General features: G+C 71.4%; 18 protein-coding genes and 1 pseudogene. 8 read left to right on the forward strand and 11 right to left on the reverse strand.

All coding sequences use genetic code 11. The features are described 5' to 3' along the window. From LQ222_RS24085 to LQ222_RS24095, 3 genes and pseudogenes are all read right to left on the reverse strand, one after another. Positions 1 to 404: pseudogene (locus LQ222_RS24085) on the reverse strand (halocarboxylic acid dehydrogenase DehI family protein); the annotation flags it as partial. Then, a complete protein-coding gene (locus LQ222_RS24090; protein WP_374202190.1) occupies positions 401 to 1033 on the reverse strand; it encodes an isochorismatase family protein in 633 nt (210 codons plus the stop codon). The gene LQ222_RS24090 and the pseudogene LQ222_RS24085, both read right to left, overlap by 4 nt. After that, positions 1030 to 2226, reverse strand: coding sequence for an NAD(P)/FAD-dependent oxidoreductase (locus LQ222_RS24095; protein ID WP_230169420.1), 1197 nt, complete (start codon positions 2224 to 2226; stop codon positions 1030 to 1032). The genes LQ222_RS24090 and LQ222_RS24095 overlap by 4 nt, the downstream gene beginning before the upstream one ends. A gap of 75 nt (positions 2227 to 2301) precedes the next feature. Between LQ222_RS24095 and LQ222_RS24100 the strand changes: the two genes are divergently transcribed. After that, positions 2302 to 3117, forward strand: a complete 816-nt coding sequence (locus tag LQ222_RS24100; RefSeq protein ID WP_230169421.1) for a S49 family peptidase — start codon at positions 2302 to 2304, stop codon at positions 3115 to 3117. Here the strand turns inward: LQ222_RS24100 and LQ222_RS24105 are convergent. Further along, entirely contained in the window at positions 3112 to 4245 is a 1134-nt protein-coding gene (locus LQ222_RS24105; RefSeq protein WP_230169422.1) for a M20 family metallopeptidase, read from the reverse strand. The genes LQ222_RS24100 and LQ222_RS24105 overlap by 6 nt on opposite strands. After that, a complete protein-coding gene (locus LQ222_RS24110) occupies positions 4238 to 4648 on the reverse strand; it encodes a ketosteroid isomerase-related protein (protein WP_230169423.1) in 411 nt (136 codons plus the stop codon). The genes LQ222_RS24105 and LQ222_RS24110 overlap by 8 nt, the downstream gene beginning before the upstream one ends. 123 nt (positions 4649 to 4771) lie before the next feature. On the opposite strand from LQ222_RS24110, the gene LQ222_RS24115 reads away from it, so the two are divergent. Genes LQ222_RS24115 through ppdK form a run of 5 tightly spaced genes read left to right on the forward strand, consistent with a single transcriptional unit; the run spans position 4772 to position 11370 of the window. Then, positions 4772 to 5635, forward strand: a complete 864-nt coding sequence (locus tag LQ222_RS24115) for a glycine--tRNA ligase subunit alpha (RefSeq protein ID WP_230169424.1) — start codon at positions 4772 to 4774, stop codon at positions 5633 to 5635. 57 nt (positions 5636 to 5692) lie between these two features. Next, a complete protein-coding gene (locus tag LQ222_RS24120) occupies positions 5693 to 5953 on the forward strand; it encodes a type II toxin-antitoxin system VapB family antitoxin (protein WP_230169425.1) in 261 nt (86 codons plus the stop codon). Beyond that, the gene (locus LQ222_RS24125) at positions 5950 to 6339 is read left to right on the forward strand and encodes a type II toxin-antitoxin system VapC family toxin (protein ID WP_230169426.1); all 390 of its coding nucleotides are present in this window, start codon (positions 5950 to 5952) and stop codon (positions 6337 to 6339) included. Before LQ222_RS24120 ends, LQ222_RS24125 begins: the two co-directional genes overlap by 4 nt. Continuing rightward, positions 6339 to 8681 (forward strand): glycine--tRNA ligase subunit beta, encoded by a 2343-nt coding sequence (gene glyS / locus LQ222_RS24130; protein WP_230169427.1) that lies wholly within the window; start codon positions 6339 to 6341, stop codon positions 8679 to 8681. Before LQ222_RS24125 ends, glyS begins: the two co-directional genes overlap by 1 nt. Positions 8682 to 8694: 13 nt before the next feature. Further along, a complete protein-coding gene (ppdK, locus tag LQ222_RS24135; protein WP_230169428.1) occupies positions 8695 to 11370 on the forward strand; it encodes a pyruvate, phosphate dikinase in 2676 nt (891 codons plus the stop codon). A gap of 24 nt (positions 11371 to 11394) precedes the next feature. Here the strand turns inward: ppdK and purF are convergent, their stop codons facing one another. Genes purF through radA form a run of 3 tightly spaced genes read right to left on the reverse strand, consistent with a single transcriptional unit; the run spans position 11395 to position 14862 of the window. Then, entirely contained in the window at positions 11395 to 12855 is a 1461-nt protein-coding gene (gene purF / locus LQ222_RS24140) for an amidophosphoribosyltransferase (protein WP_230169429.1), read from the reverse strand. Positions 12856 to 12863: 8 nt separating this feature from the next. Further along, positions 12864 to 13424 carry a CvpA family protein gene (locus LQ222_RS24145; RefSeq protein ID WP_230169430.1) on the reverse strand — a complete coding sequence of 187 codons (561 nt, stop codon included), beginning with the start codon at positions 13422 to 13424 and terminating at the stop codon, positions 12864 to 12866. A 31-nt stretch (positions 13425 to 13455) separates the two neighbouring features. Next, positions 13456 to 14862, reverse strand: a complete 1407-nt coding sequence (gene radA, locus LQ222_RS24150; RefSeq protein ID WP_230169431.1) for a DNA repair protein RadA — start codon at positions 14860 to 14862, stop codon at positions 13456 to 13458. 89 nt (positions 14863 to 14951) lie between these two features. On the opposite strand from radA, the gene LQ222_RS24155 reads away from it, so the two are divergent. Together LQ222_RS24155 and LQ222_RS24160 are read left to right on the forward strand one after the other, a co-directional pair. Then, the gene (locus LQ222_RS24155; RefSeq protein ID WP_230169432.1) at positions 14952 to 15773 is read left to right on the forward strand and encodes a substrate-binding domain-containing protein; all 822 of its coding nucleotides are present in this window, start codon (positions 14952 to 14954) and stop codon (positions 15771 to 15773) included. Next, entirely contained in the window at positions 15770 to 17602 is a 1833-nt protein-coding gene (locus tag LQ222_RS24160; protein ID WP_230169433.1) for a bifunctional diguanylate cyclase/phosphodiesterase, read from the forward strand. The genes LQ222_RS24155 and LQ222_RS24160 overlap by 4 nt, the downstream gene beginning before the upstream one ends. A 6-nt stretch (positions 17603 to 17608) precedes the next feature. On the opposite strand, the gene asnB is transcribed toward LQ222_RS24160, so the two are convergent. The 3 genes from asnB to LQ222_RS24175 are packed head-to-tail and all read right to left on the reverse strand — an operon-like array spanning position 17609 to position 21178. After that, positions 17609 to 19366, reverse strand: coding sequence for an asparagine synthase (glutamine-hydrolyzing) (asnB, locus tag LQ222_RS24165; protein ID WP_230169434.1), 1758 nt, complete (start codon positions 19364 to 19366; stop codon positions 17609 to 17611). Between the two features lie 4 nt (positions 19367 to 19370). Next, positions 19371 to 20384 (reverse strand): glycosyltransferase, encoded by a 1014-nt coding sequence (locus LQ222_RS24170; protein ID WP_374202191.1) that lies wholly within the window; start codon positions 20382 to 20384, stop codon positions 19371 to 19373. A 14-nt stretch (positions 20385 to 20398) separates the two neighbouring features. Then, complete coding sequence (locus tag LQ222_RS24175; RefSeq protein ID WP_230169436.1) at positions 20399 to 21178, reverse strand: glycosyltransferase family 2 protein; 780 nt, start codon at positions 21176 to 21178, stop codon at positions 20399 to 20401. Positions 21179 to 21220: the final 42 nt, after the last annotated feature.

Raw genomic sequence — 21220 nt, forward strand, 5'->3', positions numbered from 1 at the left:
AGCGGCGGCGGCGCGGGCAGGGCCAGGCCTGCTGCGGCCGTCGCGCCGGCCGGCCCCGGCGCCAGGCCGCCCGCGCGCAGCCGCACCGCGGTCAGCACCGCGAGGTTCGTGAGGTTGCCGCGGTTGTAGGTCTCGATCAGCGCGGCGACGCCCTCGGGCACGACGATGGGCTGCAGCGCGGGCAGCGGCACCTGCGCGGCGATGCGCTCCCGCGCGCCGGCCGCGGCACCGGATTGCAGCGCCGGGCGCGCCTGCGCCCAGAGCCAGTCGAGCATGCCCGGCAACGCCGCGGCGTGGCGCCAGATCAGGTTGACCTGCGGCACGCCGCTGGCGGCGCGCAGCGCGTCGTAGATGGCGGTGACCGCGGGCGGGGCATCGGATTCGCGCAGCTCGGCCAGGCTCATCGCGCGGCGCTCCAGGCGGCTTCGAGTTCCGCGCGCGTCATCAGGTCGGCGTATTTCTGGCCCATGTCGAACAGGTTCGCCTCGTGCGGGGCGATCGCGCGGTCGCCGACGCAATCGGTCACGCAGATGGTGCGGAAGTTGGATTGCAGCGCATCGACCACCGTGGCGCGCACGCAGCCCGAGGTTGTCGCACCCGTCACCGCGACCGTGTCGACGCGCCGGAAGGCCAGCCAGCCGGCCAGGTTGGTGTCGAAGAAGGCGGAGGCACCCTGCTTGCGGATCACCAGCTCGCCCGGCAGCGGCGCGAGTTCGGGGACGATCTGCGACAGCGGGCTGGCCTCGGTCAGCTTGCGCAGGGATGGCGCCTTCAGGGTGAAGACGCCGGCATCGGAGCCGTCATCCGCATAGACCACGCGGGTATGCGCGACGGGCCAGGCGTGCCTGCGCGCGAAGGCCAGCAGCGCCACGGTCTGTTCGATCGCGGGGGCGATGTTGCCGCCGCCGAAATGCGCGGGATCGGCGAAGCCGACGACGAAGTCGACGATGACCAGCGCCGGCTTCTCGCCGAGCCCGGCAGGGTTGCCCAGGCCCTGGCGGTGATAGATGTCGGCTTCCGGATGTCCGCTCACGCCACAGCCTCCAGGTCGCGCAACGACTGTATCATCGAACTGCGCAGCAGGAAGGCGCGGTGCCTCGCGGGGTCCGCCGCCGTCGCGCGCAAGTCGTCGTGGTAGGCGCGGCGCACGTCGGGGTCGCGCTGGTTGAGGATCTGGCGGTTGCGCATGGTGGTGGCCTGCACCGTCTCCAGCGCCACCTTGCGGCGCTGGCGTTCGTAGCGGTCGAGCAGCGACGCATCGGCGCCGCGCCACACCTGCGTGATCTTGTCGGCCAGGTTGAAGGCATCGTGCACGCCGCCATTCATGCCCATGCCGCCCAGCGGGTTGTTGATGTGCGCGGCATCGCCCACCAGGAAGCATCGGCCGCTGCCATAGCGTTCCGCGACACGTTCATGCACGCGATAGGCGGTGCGGTGGCGCAGCTCGTAGCCGGCGGGGTTGGGCACCACCGCCTGCAGGCGTTGTTCGATGCGCGCGGGGTCCATCATGCGCGCCTCGGGTTCGGAGGGGTCGGTGGGGAACAGCACGCGCCACAGGGATGCCGTGCGCAGCAGCACGAACCATTCCTCGGGATCGGAGATATAGGCGATGTTGGTCAGGTCATCGATCGCGTCGTGGAAGGCGAAGGTGGTGGACAGGGTCAGGAAGATCTCCGGGATGGTCTCACCCTCGAAGCCGATGCCGAGCGACTTGCGGATGGCGGAGGACGCGCCATCGGCGCCGATCAGCCAGCGCCCCCGCACGGGTTCGCGCGTGCCGTCCGGGCGTTCGATGGTGAGCGTCACGCCGTCGGCATCCTGCGCGGCGTCCACCGCCTTCGCATCGTACAGGAACGCCACGTCGGGGTTGGCCGCCAGCCGGTCGCGCAGCATGCGCGTCAGGCGCCATTGCTCGCATTGCAGGCGATAGGGATGCGCGGTGTCGTCCTTCAGGTGCCCCAGGTCGAAGGTGGCGATCACGCCGGCCTGGCGGTCGCGGAACTGCCAGGTCGGGCAGATCAGCCCCTGGTCGATCATCGCCGGCACCACGCCGAAGCGTTCCAGCATGTCGAGCGTGGGCGGATGGAAGGTCGATGCGCGCAGATCATCCGGCAGGTCGCGTGCCTGCTCGACGATGGTGACGGGGATGCCGGCGTCGGCCAATGCGGCGGCGGCGACCAGCCCGGCGGGGCCGGCGCCGGCGATCAGGATACGGTTGTCGGTCATGGCCGCATTGCAGCGCGCGGCGGGCCGGCCGGCAAGCCGGCTTGATCGCCGGCGGCGCGGCGGCATCTATCGGTCATGGCCTTCACCCTGTTCGACCGTGCGCCCCGCGTGGCGATGATCCGCCTGACCGGCCTGATCGCCGCCAGGCCCGACCCCTTCGCCGGCGGGCTGAGCGCCGCCGGCACGGTGCCGCTGCTGGAGCGCGCCTTCGCCATCAAGCGTCTGGCTGCGGTGATGCTGGTGGTGAATTCGCCGGGCGGGTCGCCGGTGCAGTCATCCCTGATCGCGCAACAGATCCGCCGGCTGGCGGAACGCCGGAAGGTCCCGGTCATCGCGGTGGCCGAGGATGCGGCAGCCTCCGGCGGCTACTGGATCGCCTGCGCGGCGGACGAGATCGTGGTGGATGCCGCATCGATCGTCGGGTCGATCGGCGTGATCAGCGCCGGCTTCGGCTTCGACCAGGCGATCGCGCGGTGGGGCGTGGAGCGGCGGCTGCGCACGGCGGGGGGCGAGAAGTCGTTCCTCGACCCCTTCCGGCCCGAACGCGCCGAGGATGCGGCGCGGCTCGAGGAATTGCTCGGCAAGCTGCATGAGGAGTTCAAGGGCTGGGTGCGCGCGCGCCGCGGCGCGTCGTTCACCGCGCCGGAGGAGACGCTGTTCAGCGGCCGCTTCTGGACGGGGCGCGAGGCGGTGGCGCTTGGCCTGGCTGATGTGCTCGGCGACGCGGAGGGCGAGGCGCGGCGGCGCTTCGGGGAGAAGGTGAAGATCATCCGGCTCGGCGCGCGACGCCGGCCCTTCCCGTGGCGGCTGATCCCCGGCGCACGCGAGGGGGTCGAGGCGATCGCCGCCGCGGCGGATGAACGCGCGGCCTGGGCGCGGCTCGGGCTATAGCTCACCCACGCCCGGCCCCAATGTGGCGAACAGCCGCGCCAGCATGCGCGTGCGCGGCACCAGGCAGCGCAGTTCGATGAATTCCTCGCGCGTATGGGGCCCGCCGCCGATCACGCCCAGGCCATCCAGCGTCGGCACGCCCAGCGCGCCGGTGAAGTTGCCGTCCGACCCGCCACCGGCGACGCGCTCGCCCGCCGAGGGCAGCCCGCATTCCGCCGCCAGCGCCGCGGCGTGGTCGTACAGCGCCTGGATCGCCGGGGTCTTCACGAAGGGCGGGCGGCCGAGGCCGGGGGTGACCTCGGTCCGCACATCCGGGTCGTGCCGGGGCAGCGCATGGATGGCGGCGCGGAGTTCGGCTTCCTCGACCGCGGTGGGCGCAAGCGCGTAGCAGATCGCGCGACATTCGGCGGGCACCATGTTCTCATGCGTGCCGCCATGGACGATGCCGATGTTGACGTAGAAGTTTCGCGGATGGTCGGTGAGCGCTTCCAGCGCCAGGATGTGATGCGCCATCTCGCGCACCGCGCTGCGCCCTTCGGCATGGTAGGCGCCGGCATGCGCGGGGCGCCCGATCGTGCGGATGTGCCAGCGTGCGATGCCGTGTCGCGCGATGGTGAACTTGCCGCCCTCGCCCGATGGTTCCACCACCAGCGCGGCACGGTGGCGCAGGGCCTCGGCCTCGATGGCCGCGCGGGATGACGGGCTGCCGACTTCCTCGTCCGGGATCAGCATGACACTGACCGGCAGGCGCGGGCGGCGGCCGGTGGCGTGCAGGTGGGCCAGCGCCGCGAGCGCCATCGCGTTGCCGCCCTTCATGTCGTAGATGCCGGGGCCGTAGGCGCGATCGCCCTCCCGGCGGAAGCCGAAGGCGCCGCGCTGATGCACGGTGTCCATGTGGCCGAGCAGCAGCACGCCCGGGCCGGGTTCATCGCCCGGCACGCGGCCGACCAGGATGTCGCCGAAGCCATCGCGGCCGGGCGTGCGTTCGATGGTGGCGCCGATTCCGCGCAGCAGGGCTTCCGCGTGGTCGGCCACGCGGTTCACGCCGGCGGCGTCGTTGGTGGGGCTTTCGATCTCGACCCAGGCGCGGACGGCATCCAGCAGCGCGTCGGTGGTCAGTTCATGCATCGGCGGTCACCTGCGCGATCCAGTCGGCCAGGTTGTAGTGCAGGGTGACGCGCGCGATCCGCCCGTCGCGGATGGCGTAGAAGGCGCCGGCCGGCAGGGCATAACGCTGGCCGCGCGCCTCCGGCAGGCCGTCATCGGTCGCGATGTATTCGCCATGGACGGTGAACTCCGCCGCCACGCGCGTGCCGGTCGCCTCCGCCATCACCACGATGTCATCCAGGCGTTCGCGGTAGCAGCGGTCCATCCGCGCCATGAACGCGGCGAAGGCGTCGCGGCCGACCTCCCGCCCGCCCTGGTTCACGTCGTGGGCCACGTCCTCGGTCAACAACGCCAGCATCGCGGCGCGGTCGCCGCGGTTGAAGGCATCGAGGTAGGTGCGGACCAGGTGGGCGGCGGTGTCCAAGGCGGTGTCCCTCAGTGGCGCGGTGCGGCGCGGGGCGCCACGGCCCGGTTTCCTTGTCGGTCAGGCGCCTGGCGCCTATAGGTGCCCCGCCACACGCCGCAGCGCCAGACCCCCGGAACGCCCATGCCGCAGAAGCCCCCGAGCTTCCAGGACATCATCCTGCGCCTCCATCGCTTCTGGTCGGAGCGCGGCTGCGTCATCCTGCAGCCCTACGACATGGAAGTGGGCGCGGGCACCTTCCATCCGGCGACCACGCTGCGCGCACTCGGCCCCAAGCCTTGGAAGGCGGCCTATGTGCAGCCCTCCCGCCGGCCCTCGGACGGCCGCTATGGCGAGAACCCGAACCGGCTGCAGCACTACTACCAGTACCAGGTGATCCTGAAGCCCTCCCCGCCCGACCCGCAGGCGCTGCTGATCGAGAGCTACCGCGCGCTGGGCATCGACCCCGCGCTGCACGACATCCGCTTCGTCGAGGATGATTGGGAAAGCCCCACACTCGGCGCCTGGGGCCTGGGCTGGGAAGTGTGGTGCGACGGGATGGAGGTGACGCAGTTCACTTATTTCCAGCAGGTCGGCGGCATCGCCTGCGAGAAGCCGAGCGCCGAGCTGACCTACGGCCTGGAACGGCTCGCGATGTACATCCAGGGCGTCGAGAACGTCTACGACCTGGCCTTCAACGATGACGGCGTGACATACGGCGAGGTCTTCCTGCGCGCCGAGCGCGAATACAGCGCGCATAACTTCGAGCATGCCGACGTGGCCATGCTGTTCCGCCATTTCGAGGACGCGGAGCGCGAATGCGCCGCGCTGCTCGACCGCAGGCTGGCGCTGCCGGCCTATGACCAGTGCATCAAGGCGTCGCATCGCTTCAACCTGCTGGACGCCCGCGGCGCGATCAGCGTGACCGAACGGCAGGCCTATATCGGCCGGGTGCGCGAGCTGGCGAAGGGCTGCTGCGAGGCCTGGCTGGCCGGCGAGGCAGCCTGACCTTGCGCCTCGCGACCTTTCTACCATATGACAGCAGCGTTCTACCATGAGGCTGCCATGGGCCAGTTGAACATCAAGGACGACGTCCTGATCGCCGAGGCGAAGGAGCTCGCGGCGCTGCTCGGCACCTCCGCGACCGGCGCGGTGCGCGAGGCGGTGCACGAGCGCCTGGCGCGCGAAAAGGCGGCGCGCGACGAGGCCCGGCAGCGCAAGGTCGCGGCCATCATGGCGATCGCGAAGGACGCATCGAAGCTGTTCCCCCCGGGCACCAGCAGCGACCATGGCGACTTCTATGACGAGAACGGGCTGCCGCGGTGATCCTCGACACCTCCGCGGTGATGGCGATCCTGAAGGACGAGCCGGAGGCCGTTGCCTTCGGCGACGCGCTCTCGGGTGCGGATCGGATCGCGATCGCCGCGCCGACGCTGGTCGAGCTGGGCATCGTCGCGGAAAGCCGTGCAGGCGCCGCGGTCCGTCCCAGGATCGAGACGCTGCTGGATTCGCTCGCGATCGAGGTCGTGCCCTTCACGGCGGCGCACGCGGCCGTCGCGCTGGAGGGCTGGCGCCGTTTCGGCAAGGGGCGGCACCCGGCGGGGCTGAACCTGGGCGACTGCTTCGCCTATGCGCTGGCGGTCGCGCGCGACGAACCCCTGTTGTTCAAGGGCGATGACTTCGCCCGCACCGATGTGAAGGCGGCGATCTAGTGCCTGAACTGCTGATCGAACTGTTCTGCGAGGAAATCCCGGCGCGCATGCAGGCGCGCGCTGCGGAGGATTTCTCGCGACTTTTTGCCGAGCGGTGCTCGGCGCTGCTGGAAGCGCCGCCGCGCGTCTTCTTCGGGCCGCGCCGGATCGGGCTCGCGGCCACGCTGCGCGGTTCGGTCGAGACGCCGGGCCGGGAGGAACGCGGCCCACGCATCGGCGCACCCGATGCCGCGCTGGACGGCTTCCTGCGCAAGCATGGCGCGAGCCGCGACGCGCTGACGCAGGAAGGCCAGTTCTGGGTGCTGTCCAAGCCCGGCGAGACGGTGGAGGCGCGCGCACTGGTCGCTGCCGCGATGCCGGCCATCATCCGCGCCTTCCCCTGGCCGAAATCGATGCGCTGGGGCGGTTCGTCGGCCATGACCTGGGTGCGGCCGCTCAAGCGCATCCTGTGCGTGCTGGACGGCGCGGTGGTGCCGTTCGATTTGCGCGCTGGCGAGGATGACGGGCATGGGCTGGTGTCCGGCGACCTCACCGAGGGCCATCGCATCATGGCGCCGGGCGCCTTCGCGGTGCGCGGCATTGCGGACTACGCGGCGGGGCTGCGCGAACGCCGCGTGGTGCTGGATGCGGCCGAGCGCGCAACGCTGATCCGCGACGGAATCGCGGCGCTGGCGGCGGCCGAGGGACTTTCCGTGGTGCCGGATGACGGGCTGGTCGCGGAAGTCGCGGGCCTGGTGGAATGGCCGTTGCCGCTGCTGGGGCGCATCGATGATGCCTTCATGGACCTGCCGCCGGAGGTGATGCGCACGACGATGCGCGTGAACCAGCGGTATTTCGCGCTGCGCACGAACGGTGGCGCGGCGGCGGCGAGGTTTGCGCTAGTGGCGAATGTCGCCGCACCGGATGGCGGCGCGGCGATCGTGGCGGGGAATGAGCGCGTGCTGCGCGCGCGGCTGTCGGATGCGCGGTTCTTCTGGGACCTGGATCGCAAGCAGTCGCTGGAGTCGTTCCTGCCGAAGCTGGATGCCGTGGTGTTCCACGCGAAGCTGGGAACGCAGGGGCAGCGGGTGGCGCGGCTGGAGCGTTTGGCGCGGGTGATTGCGCAGACGCTGTGGCCGGATGATGCGGCGGTGGCGACCGATGCGGCGCGGGCGGCAAAGCTGGCGAAGGCGGATCTGGCGTCCGGGATGGTCGGCGAGTTCCCGGAACTGCAGGGCGTGATGGGGCGGTACTACGCGCGGGCGCAGGGCGAGGCGCCGCGGGTGGCGGAGGCGATCGGGGCGCATTACCGGCCGGCGGGGCCGGGGGATGAAGTGCCGGCCGAGCCGGTGGCGATCTGCGTGGCGCTCGCCGACAAGCTGGACCAGTTGGCTGGGTTCTTCGCGGTGGGGGAGAAGCCGACGGGGAGCGGCGATCCCTTCGCGCTGCGCCGCGCCGCGCTCGGCATCATCCGGATCATCCGCGACGGCGGGCTGCGGCTCGGGCTGCGGGCGGTGCTCGAGCAGGCAATGGCCGGGTATGTCGATCAGTGGCGCGGGTCGCCCTGGCTGGCCGGCGTGCCGAAGCAGGTCGCGCCGCTGCTGCACAACACCGCCATTCGGCAGGAACTGCTGGACGGCGCCGCGCGCCTGGAGGGAGACGGGCTCCCGCCACAGGAACGCATCCTGGTGCGGCTGATGGACTTCGCGAGCGTCGCCGAACTGCGCGACCGTGGCCTGCCGGTCTACCTGGTGCCGCAGACCGGCGCCGCCGGTGAACTGACGCGCATCTTCCGCACCGGCGATGCGGTGGAGCTTCCAGAGGCTGCGGCCTTGGCGCGCGACCTCCTCGACTTCCTCACCGATCGCCTCCGCGTCCAACTGCGCGCCGAGGGCACCCGCCACGACGTCGTCACCGCCGTCCTCGGCGCCACCCCGGATGACGACCTGAACCGCCTGCTGCGCCGGGCCGACTCCGTGCGCGCCTTCGTCGAATCCGACTCCGGCGCCAACCTGCTGGCCGCCTACAAGCGCGCCGCGAACATCCTCCGCATCGAGGAAAAGCGCGACGGCCACGCCTTCGACACCGGCTACGAACACCACCTGCTCAAGGCCGAACCCGAGCAGGCCCTCGCCGCCGCCCTCGAACCCGCCGCCCAGCGCATCGACCTCGACCTGTCCGCCGAGGACTTCGAACGCGCCATGGACGCCATGGCCACGCTGCGCGCCCCGGTTGACGCTTTCTTCGACAAGGTCATCGTGAATGACCCGGCGCCGGAACTCCGCCGCAATCGCCTGAAACTACTCGCACGGCTCCGCGCCACGATGGATGCGGTCGCTGATTTCTCCAAGATCGAAGCCTGAGCGGGAGCGCCCGATGACGCAGTGGGTCTATTCCTTCGGTGCCGGCCACAATGAAGGCCGCGCGGAGATGCGCAACCTGCTCGGCGGCAAGGGGGCGAACCTGGCCGAAATGGCCAGCATCGGCCTGCCCGTGCCCCCCGGCTTCACCATCACGACCGAGGTCTGCACCGCCTACTATGCGAATGGCGAACGCTACCCCGATGACCTCGACGCCCAGCTCCGCGCCGGCCTGGCGCGCATCGAAGCGGCGGTCGGCAACACCTTCGGCGACCACCACAAGCCGCTGCTGGTCTCGGTGCGCTCCGGCGCGCGGGTGTCCATGCCGGGCATGATGGACACGGTGCTGAATCTCGGCCTGAACGACGCGACCGTCGAAGGCCTGGTCACCGCCTCGGGCGATGCGCGCTTCGCCTGGGACAGCTACCGCCGCTTCATCCAGATGTACGGCTCGGTCGTGCTGGACGTCGACCATCACCGCTTCGAGGAAATCATCGAGCATGTGAAGCTCGACACCGGCAAGAACGAGGACACCGAGCTCACCGCCGCCGAATGGCACCGCGTGGTGCATGGCTACAAGGAGATGGTCGCCGAGGTCACCGGCCGCCCCTTCCCGCAGGACCCGTGGGAGCAGCTCTGGGGTGCCATCACGGCGGTGTTCGGATCCTGGCAGAACCAGCGCGCCGTCACCTATCGCCGCCTGAACGACATCCCGGCCGAATGGGGCACGGCGGTGAACGTGCAGGCGATGGTCTTCGGCAACATGGGTGAGGATTGCGCCACCGGCGTGTGCTTCACGCGCGATCCGTCCACGGGCGAGAACATCTTCTACGGCGAATACCTGATCAACGCGCAGGGCGAGGACGTGGTGGCGGGCATCCGCACGCCGCAGCCCATGGCGCAGCTCAAGGCCAAGCCGGATGAGCGCAGCATGGAAGTCGCCATGCCCGCCGCCTATGCCGAGCTGGTCAAGGTGCGCGAAACGCTCGAACGCCACTACCGCGACATGCAGGACATCGAGTTCACGGTGCAGTCGAACAAGCTGTACATGCTGCAGACCCGCAACGGGAAGCGCACCGCAGCGGCCTCGCTGAAGATCGCCGTGGACATGGCGCGCGAAGGCCTGATCGACCACACCGAAGCGGTGAAGCGCGTGAACCCCGGCGCGCTCGACCAGCTGCTGCATCCCACACTCGACCCCAAGGCGAAGCGCAAGGTGCTGGCCAAGGGCCTGCCGGCCTCGCCGGGTGCGGCCTCCGGCATCGTGGTGTTCAGCGCGGATGAAGCGGAGGCGCGCGCGCAGAAGGGCGAATCCGTCATCCTCGTGCGCATCGAGACCTCGCCCGAGGACATCCACGGCATGCATGCCGCGAAGGGCATCCTGACCACGCGCGGCGGCATGACCAGCCACGCCGCGGTCGTCGCGCGCGGCATGGGCCGGCCCTGCGTGGCGGGCTGCGGCGGCGTGTCGGTGGACTACAACAACCAGGTGCTGTCCTCGGGCGGCATCCAGGTGCGCGGCGGCGAGATCCTGACCATCGATGGCGGCACCGGCGAGGTCTTCGTCGGCCCCGTCGCGATGATCGAACCGCAGCTGTCGGGCGACTTCGCGACCCTCATGGAATGGGCCGACAAGGTGCGCCGGATGAAGGTGCGCGCGAATGCCGAGACGCCGCTCGATGCCGAAACCGCGCGCAAGTTCGGCGCGGAAGGCATCGGCCTGTGCCGCACCGAGCACATGTTCTTCGACCCCGCGCGCATCGGCGTGGTGCGCCAGATGATCATGGCCGAGACCGAGCAGGGCCGCCGCGCCGCCCTCGCACGCCTGCTGCCCTTCCAGCGGCAGGACTTCATCGACCTGTTCCGCATCATGGCGGGGCTGCCGGTCACCATCCGCCTGCTCGACCCGCCGCTGCACGAATTCCTGCCGCACAGCGACTTCGAGATCGCCGAAGTCGCGCAGTCCCTCGGTGCCAATGTGGATGAGATGCACCGCCGCGCGCAGGACCTGTCGGAAGCCAACCCAATGCTCGGCCATCGCGGCTGCCGCCTCGGCATTTCCTACCCCGAGATCTACGAAATGCAGGCCCGCGCGATCTTCGAGGCCGCCTGCGCCATCGGCCGCGACACGCACAAGCCGCCGCACCCCGAGATCATGATCCCGCTGGTCGCCACGCGCCGCGAACTCGAGATCACGCGCGCGCAGATCGACCGCGTCGCGCAGGAGGTCTTCGCCGAGACGCACTACCATGTGGACTACAGCGTCGGCACCATGATCGAATTGCCGCGTGCCTGCCTGACCGCCGATGCCATCGCGGAATCGGCCGACTTCTTCTCCTTCGGCACCAACGACCTGACGCAGACCACTTTCGGCCTGTCGCGCGACGATGCCGGCAAGTTCCTGCCGCTCTATATCGAAAAGGGCATCTACCCGAAGGACCCCTTCGTCTCGATCGACCCGGACGGCGTCGGCGCGCTGGTGCGCATCGCGGCCGAGAAGGGCCGCGGCGTGAAGGCCGACATCAAGCTCGGCATCTGCGGCGAGCACGGCGGCGATCCGTCGTCGATCAGCTTCTGCGAAAGCGTCGGGCTGGACTACGTCTCGTGCTCGCCCTACCGCGTGCCGGTGGCGCGGCTGGCGGCGGCGCAGGCGGCGCTGGCCGCGGGCGGGGGCGTGGACCGCACCGCCTGACGCGGCGCGGCGCAGCCGGCGGGGCTACTCCCCCGCCGCCTGCAACAACGACAGCTGCTTGTCCGAATTGTCCTGCCAATCGGTCAGCGGGATCGCGTAGTCGCCGGTGAAGCAGGCATCGCAGTAATGCGGCTTCGCCGGGTCGCGCGCCTGCTGCCCCAGCGCGCGGTACAGCCCGTCCAGCGAGATGAAGGCCAGGCTGTCCACGCCGATGATGCGCGCCATCTCGGCCAGGTCGTGCTTCGCGGCCATCAGCTCGGACCGCTCCGGCGTGTCGATGCCGTAGTAGCAGGAGTGCGTGGTCGGCGGGGAGGAGACGCGCATGTGCACCTCGCGTGCCCCGGCCTGGCGGACCATCTCGACGATCTTGCGGCTGGTGGTGCCGCGCACGATCGAATCATCCACCAGGATGACGCGCTTGCCCTCCAGGATGGGCTTGTTCGCCGAATGCTTCAGCTTCACGCCCAGGTGGCGGATCTGGTCGGTGGGTTCGATGAAGGTGCGGCCCACATAGTGGTTGCGGATGATGCCCAGTTCGAACGGGATGCCCGCTTCTGCCGCGTAGCCCATGGCTGCCGGCACGCCGGAATCGGGTACGGGCACCACGACATCCGCCGCCACGCCCGATTCGCGCGACAGCTCGGCGCCGATGCGCTTGCGCGTCTCGTAGACCGGCGTGCCCTCCATCACGGAATCGGGCCGCGCGAAGTAGATGTATTCAAAGATGCAGAAACGGCTGTTCTGCCGCCCGAAGGGCTTCACGCTGCGCACGCCCTCGTCGTTGATGACGATGATCTCGCCGGCCTCGATGTCGCGCACGAATTCGGCGCTGACGATGTCCAGCGCGCAGGTCTCGGATGCCAGCACGTAGCCGCCATTCGCCAGCCGCCCCAGCACCAGCGGCCGCACGCCCAGCGGATCGCGCGCGCCGATCAGCGCGCCGTCATGCAGCGCCACCAGCGAATAGGCGCCCTGCACCTGCTTCAGCGCGTCGATCAGCCGATCGAGCACGGTGGAATACAGGCTGATCGCGATCAGGTGGATGAACACCTCGGAATCGGTGGTGCTCTGGAACAGGCAGCCGCGGCGCACCAGGGCGCGCTTCAGCACCATGGCGTTGGTCAGGTTGCCGTTATGCGCCACCGCGAAGCCGCCGAATTCGAAATCGGCATAGAGCGGCTGCACGTTGCGCAGCGCCGTCTCCCCGGTGGTGGCGTAGCGGTTGTGCCCGACCGCCGCGCCGCCGCGCAGCGATGCGATGACCTTCGCCTCGCCGAAATTGTCGCCGACCAGCCCCAGGCCCTTATGCGCGTGGAACAGCCCCTTTTCGTCCAGCGTGACGATGCCCGCGGCTTCCTGGCCGCGGTGCTGCAAGGCATGCAGGCCGAGCGCGGTCAGCGCCGCGCCATCCCCCCCGTTCCATACGCCGAAGACCCCGCATTCCTCATGCGGCTTGTCGTCATCGAGGTCGAAGGGGGCGGTCATGCTGGACCTCAATTCCGGCTGCGCGCGGGGGGGCGGAGCAGCTCATCCATGGTCGGCCCGCCCGGCCCCGGGGGGGCCACCAGGCGGGGGCGATAGGCGTCGGGCACCCGTTCCACGACCCGGCGGGCGCCCTCGGCGACGAAGGGCAGGCTGCGCGCCTCCTTCACCGCATCGGGCCAGGTGCCGGTCTCGGGCGCGAACATCCCGGCGAGGATATAGGCAAGGACGGCCAGGACCGCACCCCTCGCCGCGCCGAATACCAGACCCAACACACGGTCAAGGCCGCCCAGCGCGGAATCCTGCACGCGGTCGGCGATGGCATTGGTGAACAGCTTCAGCGCCACCAGCACGACCAGGAACACCGCCCCGGCGCCGACCGCATCGGCGATCCATTCGGTGTCGATCCAGGCGCTGACATGGGGCAGCAGGTACGGCCGGGCGAAGAAGGCCGCGGCCGCGGCGCCGAGCCAGGCCCCGAGGCTCAGCACTTCGCGCACAAGGCCGCGGAAGAAGGCGATGGCGGCCGAGATCACGACCACCCCGGCCAGAACACCGTCCACCCAGGTCATGCGGCCCCTATAGCGGTGCGGCGGCGGGCCGTCACGGGGCCGCGCGGTCCCGCTTGACGGTCTTTTCGGCGAACACCGCGACCAGGTCCGCCATGTGGCCGGTCTCGGCCAGGGCGATGCCCTCGGGCGGCGCGGCCGCCTTACCGCCGCGGGCCACGCGGCGCGGCAGGGTGGCGGCGGTGAAGCCGAGCTTGGCGGCCTCGCGCAGCCGCGCTTCCGCCTGCGCCACCTGCCGCACCTCGCCCGACAGCCCGACCTCCCCGAAATAGACGCGGTCGGGGTCGGTCGGGCGGTCGGTCGCCGCCGAGACCAGCGCCGCCGCCACCGCCAGGTCCGCCGCCGGTTCGTTGATGCGCAGCCCGCCCGCGATGTTCAGGTAGACGTCGTTCTGGCCCAGCGACATCCCGCAGCGCGATTCCAGCACCGCGAGCAGCATCGACAGCCGCCCGGAATCCCACCCCACCACCTGCCGGCGCGGGGACCCGCCCGAACTGGGCGACAGCAGCGCCTGGATCTCGACCAGCACCGGGCGCGTGCCCTCGATGCCGGCAAACACCGCGCTGCCCGAGACATTGCCGCGCCGTTCGGCCAGGAACAGGGCGGAGGGGTTGGCGACCTCCATCAGCCCGGTGCCGGTCATCTCGAACACCCCGATCTCGTCGGTGGCGCCGAAGCGGTTCTTCACCGCGCGCAGGATGCGGAACTGGTGGCCGCGGTCGCCTTCGAAATACAGCGTGGCATCGACCATGTGTTCCAGCACGCGCGGCCCGGCCAGCGTGCCTTCCTTGGTGACGTGGCCGACCAGCACGATGGCGAAGCCGCGCGCCTTGGCCAGGCGGATCAATTCGGCGGCGCAGGCGCGCACCTGCGCCACCGTCCCCGGCGCGGAATCGAGCGCATCCAGCCACACGGTCTGGATCGAATCGATCACCACCAGGGCGGCGTCGTTCTCGCCTTCCAGGCTGGCCACGATGTCGCGCAGCGCGGTGGCGGCGGCCAGCGCCATGGGGCTTTCCGTCAGGCCGAGCCGGCCGGCGCGCAGGCGCACCTGCTCGACCGCTTCCTCCCCGGACACGTACAGCACGCGCCGCCCGGCCGCGGCCACCCGCGCGGCCGCCTGCAGCAGGATGGTGGATTTCCCGATGCCCGGGTCGCCCCCCACCAGCACGGCCGAGGCCGCGACCAGCCCGCCGCCCAGCACCCGGTCGAGCTCCGCGATTCCGGTCGGGATGCGCGGCGGCGGCGCGGAACTGCCCTTCAGCCCGACGAATTCCACGCGCCGCCCGCCGCCCGCCTTGGCCGCGGGGCCCGGGCCGCGCGGGGCGGGGGCTTCCTCGGCCAGGGTGTTCCATTCGCCGCAGGCCTCGCAGCGGCCCTGCCACTTGGGGTGCGCCGCCCCGCAGGACTGGCAGACGAATCGGGTCTTGTCCTTGGCCATGCCCTTCCAGGACCCGCCGGGGCGCCCGCCGTCAATCCTTTGTTGAGGCCGGCGGGTGGAAGATCGCGCCAGTGTCGGAGACGCGCGCCATGCAGCGGGATCCAATCGCACGCCGTGCCTTGCTGGCCATGGCGGGGCTGTCGTGGGCCGGCGTCGCGCGGGCTGTCGAACCCATCCTGATCGGCGGCAGCGGGACCGCGACAGGCCTGATGCGGCATCTCGCGGCCGCCTATGCGGCGCAGACCGGCGCCGCGCTGCGCATCGTGCCAAGCCTTGGCAGCGCAGGCGGGCTGCGCGCCCTCGCTGCCGGGCGGCTCGACATCGCCGTGACATTGCGCGAACCGGGGCCGCAGGGCACCGCGGTGCAGTCGCGCGTGTTGGGGCGCACGCCGATGGTCCTGGCGACGCACCGCGCCTCCCCGCCCATCACGCTCAGCGCGGCCCAGGCCGGGCGGCTGCTGACCGCCGAGGAACGCGCCTGGCCGCATGGCGGCCCGGTGCGCCTGGTGCTGCGGCCGCCGGCCGAACGCGAATGGTGGGTGCTGCGCGACGGCCCGCCGGACCTCGCGCGCGCAGCGCAGGGCGGCGCGCGGCGCAGCGGGGCGGTGGTCGCCAATACCGCGCAGGACAATGCGCAGGCCCTCGGCGCGATCGAGGGCAGCCTCGGGTTGATCTCCCTGGGCCAGATCTTCGCCGAGGAACTCGACCTCAGGGTCATCGGCCTCGACGGGATGGTGCCCAGCCTCGGCAGCCTGCGGGACGGCAGCTGGCCCTATGGCGTGGTGGTCCACATCGTCGCGCAGGCCGCCCCGCGGCCGGATGCCGCGGGCTTCCTGTCCTTCCTCGCCTCGCGCGATGCCGCCTCGTTTGCCGAGGGCCTCGGCTACGACCCGGCGGCGCAGGCGACATGAGCGACCGGACCGACATCGCGGGCATCCGCACGCGGCTGCATGCGGTGCTGCAGCACGGGTCGCGCGTCATCGCGACGCTGCTCGCGCTGATGCCGCCGGTGCTGTACTTCGCCACCGCGCGCGCCACCGTCGAATCCGAGATCGACCTCGAGGCCCGCTTCATCGCCGGCATGGTCGGCGGCATCGCCGCGAGCAACCCGACCCACTGGACCTTCGAGGGCGTGCGGATCGACGAGGCGCTGACCCGCGTCGTCGACGAGAGCGAACATGAATCCCGCCTCGTGCTCGCCGCCGGCGGCGAGGTGCTGGCCACGCAGGGCGGGCGGACGCCCTGGCCGGTCCTGCGCGTCGAACACGACATCGTCGCGCATGGCGAACGCGTGGGCGTGGTGGTGATCGTGAAGTCGATCATGGACATCCTGCGCGACGCGGTGCTGATCGGCGTGCTGAGCGCCCTGGCGATGGGCCTTGCCTACATCCTGCTCGGGCGCGTGCCGCAGCGGCTGCTCGATTCCGCCATGCGCCAGGTGACCCACCTCGCGACGCATGACGTGCTGACCGGCCTGCCCAATCGCGGGGTCTTCATGGACCGGCTGAACCTGGCACTCGCCACGCTGCGGCGCGACGGCACCGGGGCGGTGGCGCTGTTCTGCCTCGACCTCGACCGCTTCAAGGAGGTCAACGACACGCTCGGCCACGGCATGGGCGACGAGCTGCTGCGCCGCGCAGCCGAACGGCTGCGGCGCGAGCTGCGCGACACCGACACGCTGGTGCGCCTGGGCGGCGACGAATTCGCCATCATCCAGCCGCGGCTGAACCACCCCCATTCCGCCGAGGTGCTGGCCCAGCGCCTGATCGACGTGATCGAGGAACCCTTCGACCTCGGCCGCCACCAGGTCCGCGTGGGCGTGAGCGTGGGCATCGCGCTCGCGCAGAGGCGCGGCCATCCCGAGGCCGAGGTGCTGCTCAGCGACGCCGATACCGCGCTCTATGCCGCCAAGCGCGACGGGCGCGGCACCTTCCGCTTCTTCGCCGAGGAGATGAACGTCGCGCTGCGCGCACGCCGTGCCATGGAGGCCGACCTGCGCCAGGCCCTGGAACGCGGCGAGTTCGAGCTGTACTACCAGCCGCAGGTGAACCTGCGCACCGGCGCGCTGACCGGCGTCGAGGCACTGCTGCGCTGGCACCACCCCGAGCGCGGCTTCGTCACCCCCGACAACTTCATCCCGCTGGCCGAGGAGATCGGCCTGCTGCCGCAGATCGGCGCCTGGGTGCTGCGGGAAGCCTGCGCCAATGCGCAGCGCTGGCCCGACATGACGATCGCGGTGAATGTCTCGGCCCACCAGATCCATGCCGGCGGCTTCGAAACCCTGGTGGCGCGCGCGCTGGCCGAGAGCGGCCTGCCGGCCAGCCGCCTCGAGATCGAGATCACCGAGGGCGTGCTGCTCACCCAGACCGAGGCGACGATCGGCACGCTGGAACAGATCCGCGCGCTGGGCGTGTCGATCGCGATGGATGACTTCGGCACCGGCTATTCCTCGCTCGGCTACCTGCAGCGCTTCCGCTTCGACAAGCTCAAGATCGACCGGTCCTTCATCGCGAGCCTGGGCACCGATCCCTCCGCCTCGGCCATCGTGGATGCCGTGCTCGGCATCACGCGCGCGCTCGGCGTGCGCGCCAATGCCGAGGGCGTCGAGACCGAGGAACAGGCGCGCCTGCTCAGCGAACGCGGCTGCAACGAGGCCCAGGGCTGGCTGTTCGGCCGCCCGGTGCCGGCCGGGCAGATCGATGCGCTGCTCGTCGCGCGCATCGCGGCGGCCGCCGAATAGCGCGGCTCAGCGCGCCGCCAGGTAGGCGAAGACGTCGCCCTGCGGGGCCATGCCCTCGATGTGCCGGCGGTGCCACAGCGCGTGGAACAGCAGGTGCCAGGCGGCGAAGCCCTCGCGCTTGCCCGCCGCGGCGCGGAACAGCGGCAGGATGCGGTCGGGCTTCGCGATCCCGGCCACGCCGGGCTGCGCCGCCACCAGCGGCGCGAGGCGATCTGCCGACTCCGCGATCCAGGCGCCGACCGGCACCGTGAAGCCCTGCTTGCGGCGGAACGGCTCGCTGGCGGGGAAGTGCTTCGCCAGCCACTGCCGCAGGATCCACTTGCCCTGCCCGCCCTGCACCTTCATCGCATCCGGCAGGCGGAAGGCGGCATTCGCCACGCCGGCATCGAGGAAGGGCGTGCGGCCTTCCACCGCATGCGCCATCAGGCAGCGATCGAGCTTCACCAGCAGGTCGTTGGGCAGCCAGTCCGCGACATCGAGCGCCTGCGCCGCCTGCAGGCGGGTGCGCCCGGGCGTGGCGGCGGCCGCTTCGGCGGCCTCGATGCCGTCGCGCCAGAAGCGGGGCGGGTCGCGCAGCACGTCCAGCCGGTCGAAGGCGCCATGCGCGCGCATCGCCTTGCCGCCGCGCCACCAGGGGCGCATCGCCGAGCGGTAGCGGCCATAGCCGCCGAAGATCTCGTCGCCGCCTTCGCCCGACAGCACGACCTTCACCTCCTCGCGCGCGCGGCGCGCGAGGAACCAGGTCGGGATGATGGCGTAGTCCGCCGCCGGGTCGTCCATCGCGGCGACGATCTCGGGCAGGTGGCGCCAGACCATCTCCCGCGTCACATCCAGCGTGACGTGCCGCGCGCCGGCGGCGCGGGCGGCATGGGCGGCGGCCTCGCGTTCGTCGGCCGCGCCGGCCACGTCGAAGCCGGCGGTGAAGGCCAGCACCGGGCGGTCGTTGAGCCGCGCCATCATCGCCAGGATCGCGGCCGAATCCGTCCCGCCCGAGAGGAACATCCCGTACGGCACGTCGCTGCGCTGATGCAGGTCCACGCTGGCCTCCAGCGCGGCATCCAGCCGCGCCAGCGCGGCGTCCTCGGTGATCGCCTCGGGCCCGCCTTCGGGAAGGGCGGCGCGGCGGCGGCGCTCCACCACGCTGCCATCGGTGATCACCACGGTCTCGCCCGGCAGCAGGCGGCGGATGCCTTCGAAGATGGTCTCGGCGCCGGTGGTGAACTGCAGTTGCAGCACCTCGTGCAGCGCCGCGCTGCGCAGCCGCGGCGCCACCAGCCCGGCGGCGATCAGCGCCTGCGGTTCGGAGGCGAAGGCGATGCCCTGCGCCGTCTCGGCGACATACAGCGGCTTGATGCCGAACGGGTCGCGCGCCAGCACCACCTGGCGCGTCGCACGGTCATGGATGGCCAGCGCATACATGCCGCGCAGCGTCTGCGCGAAGCCCGCGCCGTCGCGGCGGAACAGGTGCAGCGGCGGTTCGCAATCGGATCCGGTGGTGCAGGCCAGCGCGTTGTCGGCGCGCAGTTCCCGGTAGTTGTACACCTCGCCATTGCCGACCAGGCTGGCCGGGCCGGCATGCAGCGGCTGGTCGCCGGTCACCAGGTCGATGACGGCCAGCCGCGTATGCGACAGCGCCACATTGCCCTGCACATGGTGCCCATGCCCGTCCGGCCCGCGATGCGCCAGCGCGCGCGTCAGCGCATCGAGCACCGTGCGGTCGGGCACCAGGCCCGGTTTCAGCGCAAGGCCGGCGATCCCGCACATCGCGCTAGGCCGCCTGCCGGCGCGGCGCCACGGCCGCCAGGAAATCCCGCCAGCGCGCCACCACCGCGGCCTGCGTGAAGTCGCGCAGATACGCCGCGCGCCCGGCCGCGCCCAGCGCCGCGGCGCGCGCGGGGTCATCCAGCAGCCGCGCGACCTGCCTTGCCAGCGCGGCGGGATCCTCGCCGGGCACCAGCACGCCATCGACGCCGTCGGCGATGAGTTCGGCCGGCCCTTGCGCCGCCAAGGCCACCACCGGGCGCGAGGCCGACCAGGCTTCCAGCACGATGTTGCCAAGCGGCTCGTGCCGCGACGAACACATGAAGACGTCGGCCGCGGCCAGCAACGCCCCGGTGTCGCGCCGCCAGCCCAGGAACGCCACGCGGTCCGCCACGCCCAGCTCGCGCGCCAGGGCTTCCAGCGCGGCGCGCTCCGGCCCCTCCCCGGCGATCGCCAGATGCGCCGCGGGCAGCTGCGCCAGCGCCCGCAGCGCGATGTCGAAGCCCTTGTTCGGATGCAGCCGCCCCATCGCCAGCAGCCGCCGCGCGCCGGCTGGCGCGGGCCATGTCGCCGGCACCGCGCCCGCCAGGTCATCGACGAAATTCGGCACGTGGTGCGCCCGCGCCGCCGGCCAGCCCTGTTCGACCACCCAGCGCACGATGCCCTGGGTGTTCCCCACGATGTGGTCGCAGCGGCGGTAGTATTTCAGGTCGTAGAAGCCGCCCATGCGCCCCACCAGCGTCCAGTCGCCCTTCGGCGTGAAGCGCGCCGCGCGGTTCATCCAGGCCACCGTCACCGCCGGCGCGAAGGCCTGCAGCACACGCCGCAGCCGTGGGCCGGTCAGCAGGTCCAGCGCGCCACCGAAGCCGAGTTCCACCGGCGCCAGCCCGCCCGCGCGCAGCCGGGCCGCGCGTTCGGCGTCGCGGCGGATCACCGGCAGCACCTGCTCGCCCGCCGCGTGCAACGCGACGGACAGCCGTTCGTAGAAGCCCTCGGCCCCGCCATGCTGCGCGCCGGCCATCACCTGCGCGACCCTCACGGCCCGCCCCCATGCTTCCCGGGTTCCAGCTTCGCCTTCAGATACGACAGCAGCGGAAACGCCCCGGTGCACAGCGCCAGCAGCACGCCCCAGCCGCCCTCCCGATACCCCTTGCGCGACACATAGGACTTGAACCCGCGCGAGAAGAACCGCCGCACATTGGCGCGCAGCGTGCCGATATCCCCGCCCGCGATCAGGTCCGCCGCCTTCGCGGTGGAATACCGATCGAGCCGCCGCAGCATGTCCGAGATGTCCCGATCCACCAGGTGCACCAGCGCGCCCTGCGTGATCTTCGGCCCCTCGACCCCCGTCCAGTCCAGCCCCGGATGCACGCGCTGCGCCCGCCACCGCTTCGCCCCGCGCCGGAACAACCGCGGCACGGACGTCGTGCCGAAACTCCCCGCCCAGCCGAAGCGCACCAGCCGGTCGCCCACGTAGTTGTCGACCGGCACCTGGTGCCAGGCATGGGGGCTGGTCGCGATGGTCTCGCGCACGGCGGTCGCCAGCGCGGCATCCACCCGCTCATCCGCATCGACCTCCAGGACCCAATCGCCGGTACACGCCGCAATCCCGGTATTGCGCCGCTCCCCCTCCAGCTCCCAGGCGCCCTCGATCACCCGCGCCCCGGCCGCCAGGGCAATCGCCGCACTGCCATCCGTGCTGCGGTCGAGCACCACCACCACCTCATCGGCGAAGGCCACCGACGCCAGGCAATCGGGCAGGCGCGCCTCCTCGTTGCGGGCGACGATCAGGGCGGAGAGGCGAAGGGCGGTCATGCGCGGCGGGGGAGGGCCTTGCCCTCCCCCGGACCCTGTCCC

Origin of the sequence: Roseomonas sp. CECT 9278 (assembly GCF_918698155.1) — a bacterium.
Classification (GTDB): domain Bacteria; phylum Pseudomonadota; class Alphaproteobacteria; order Acetobacterales; family Acetobacteraceae; genus Neoroseomonas.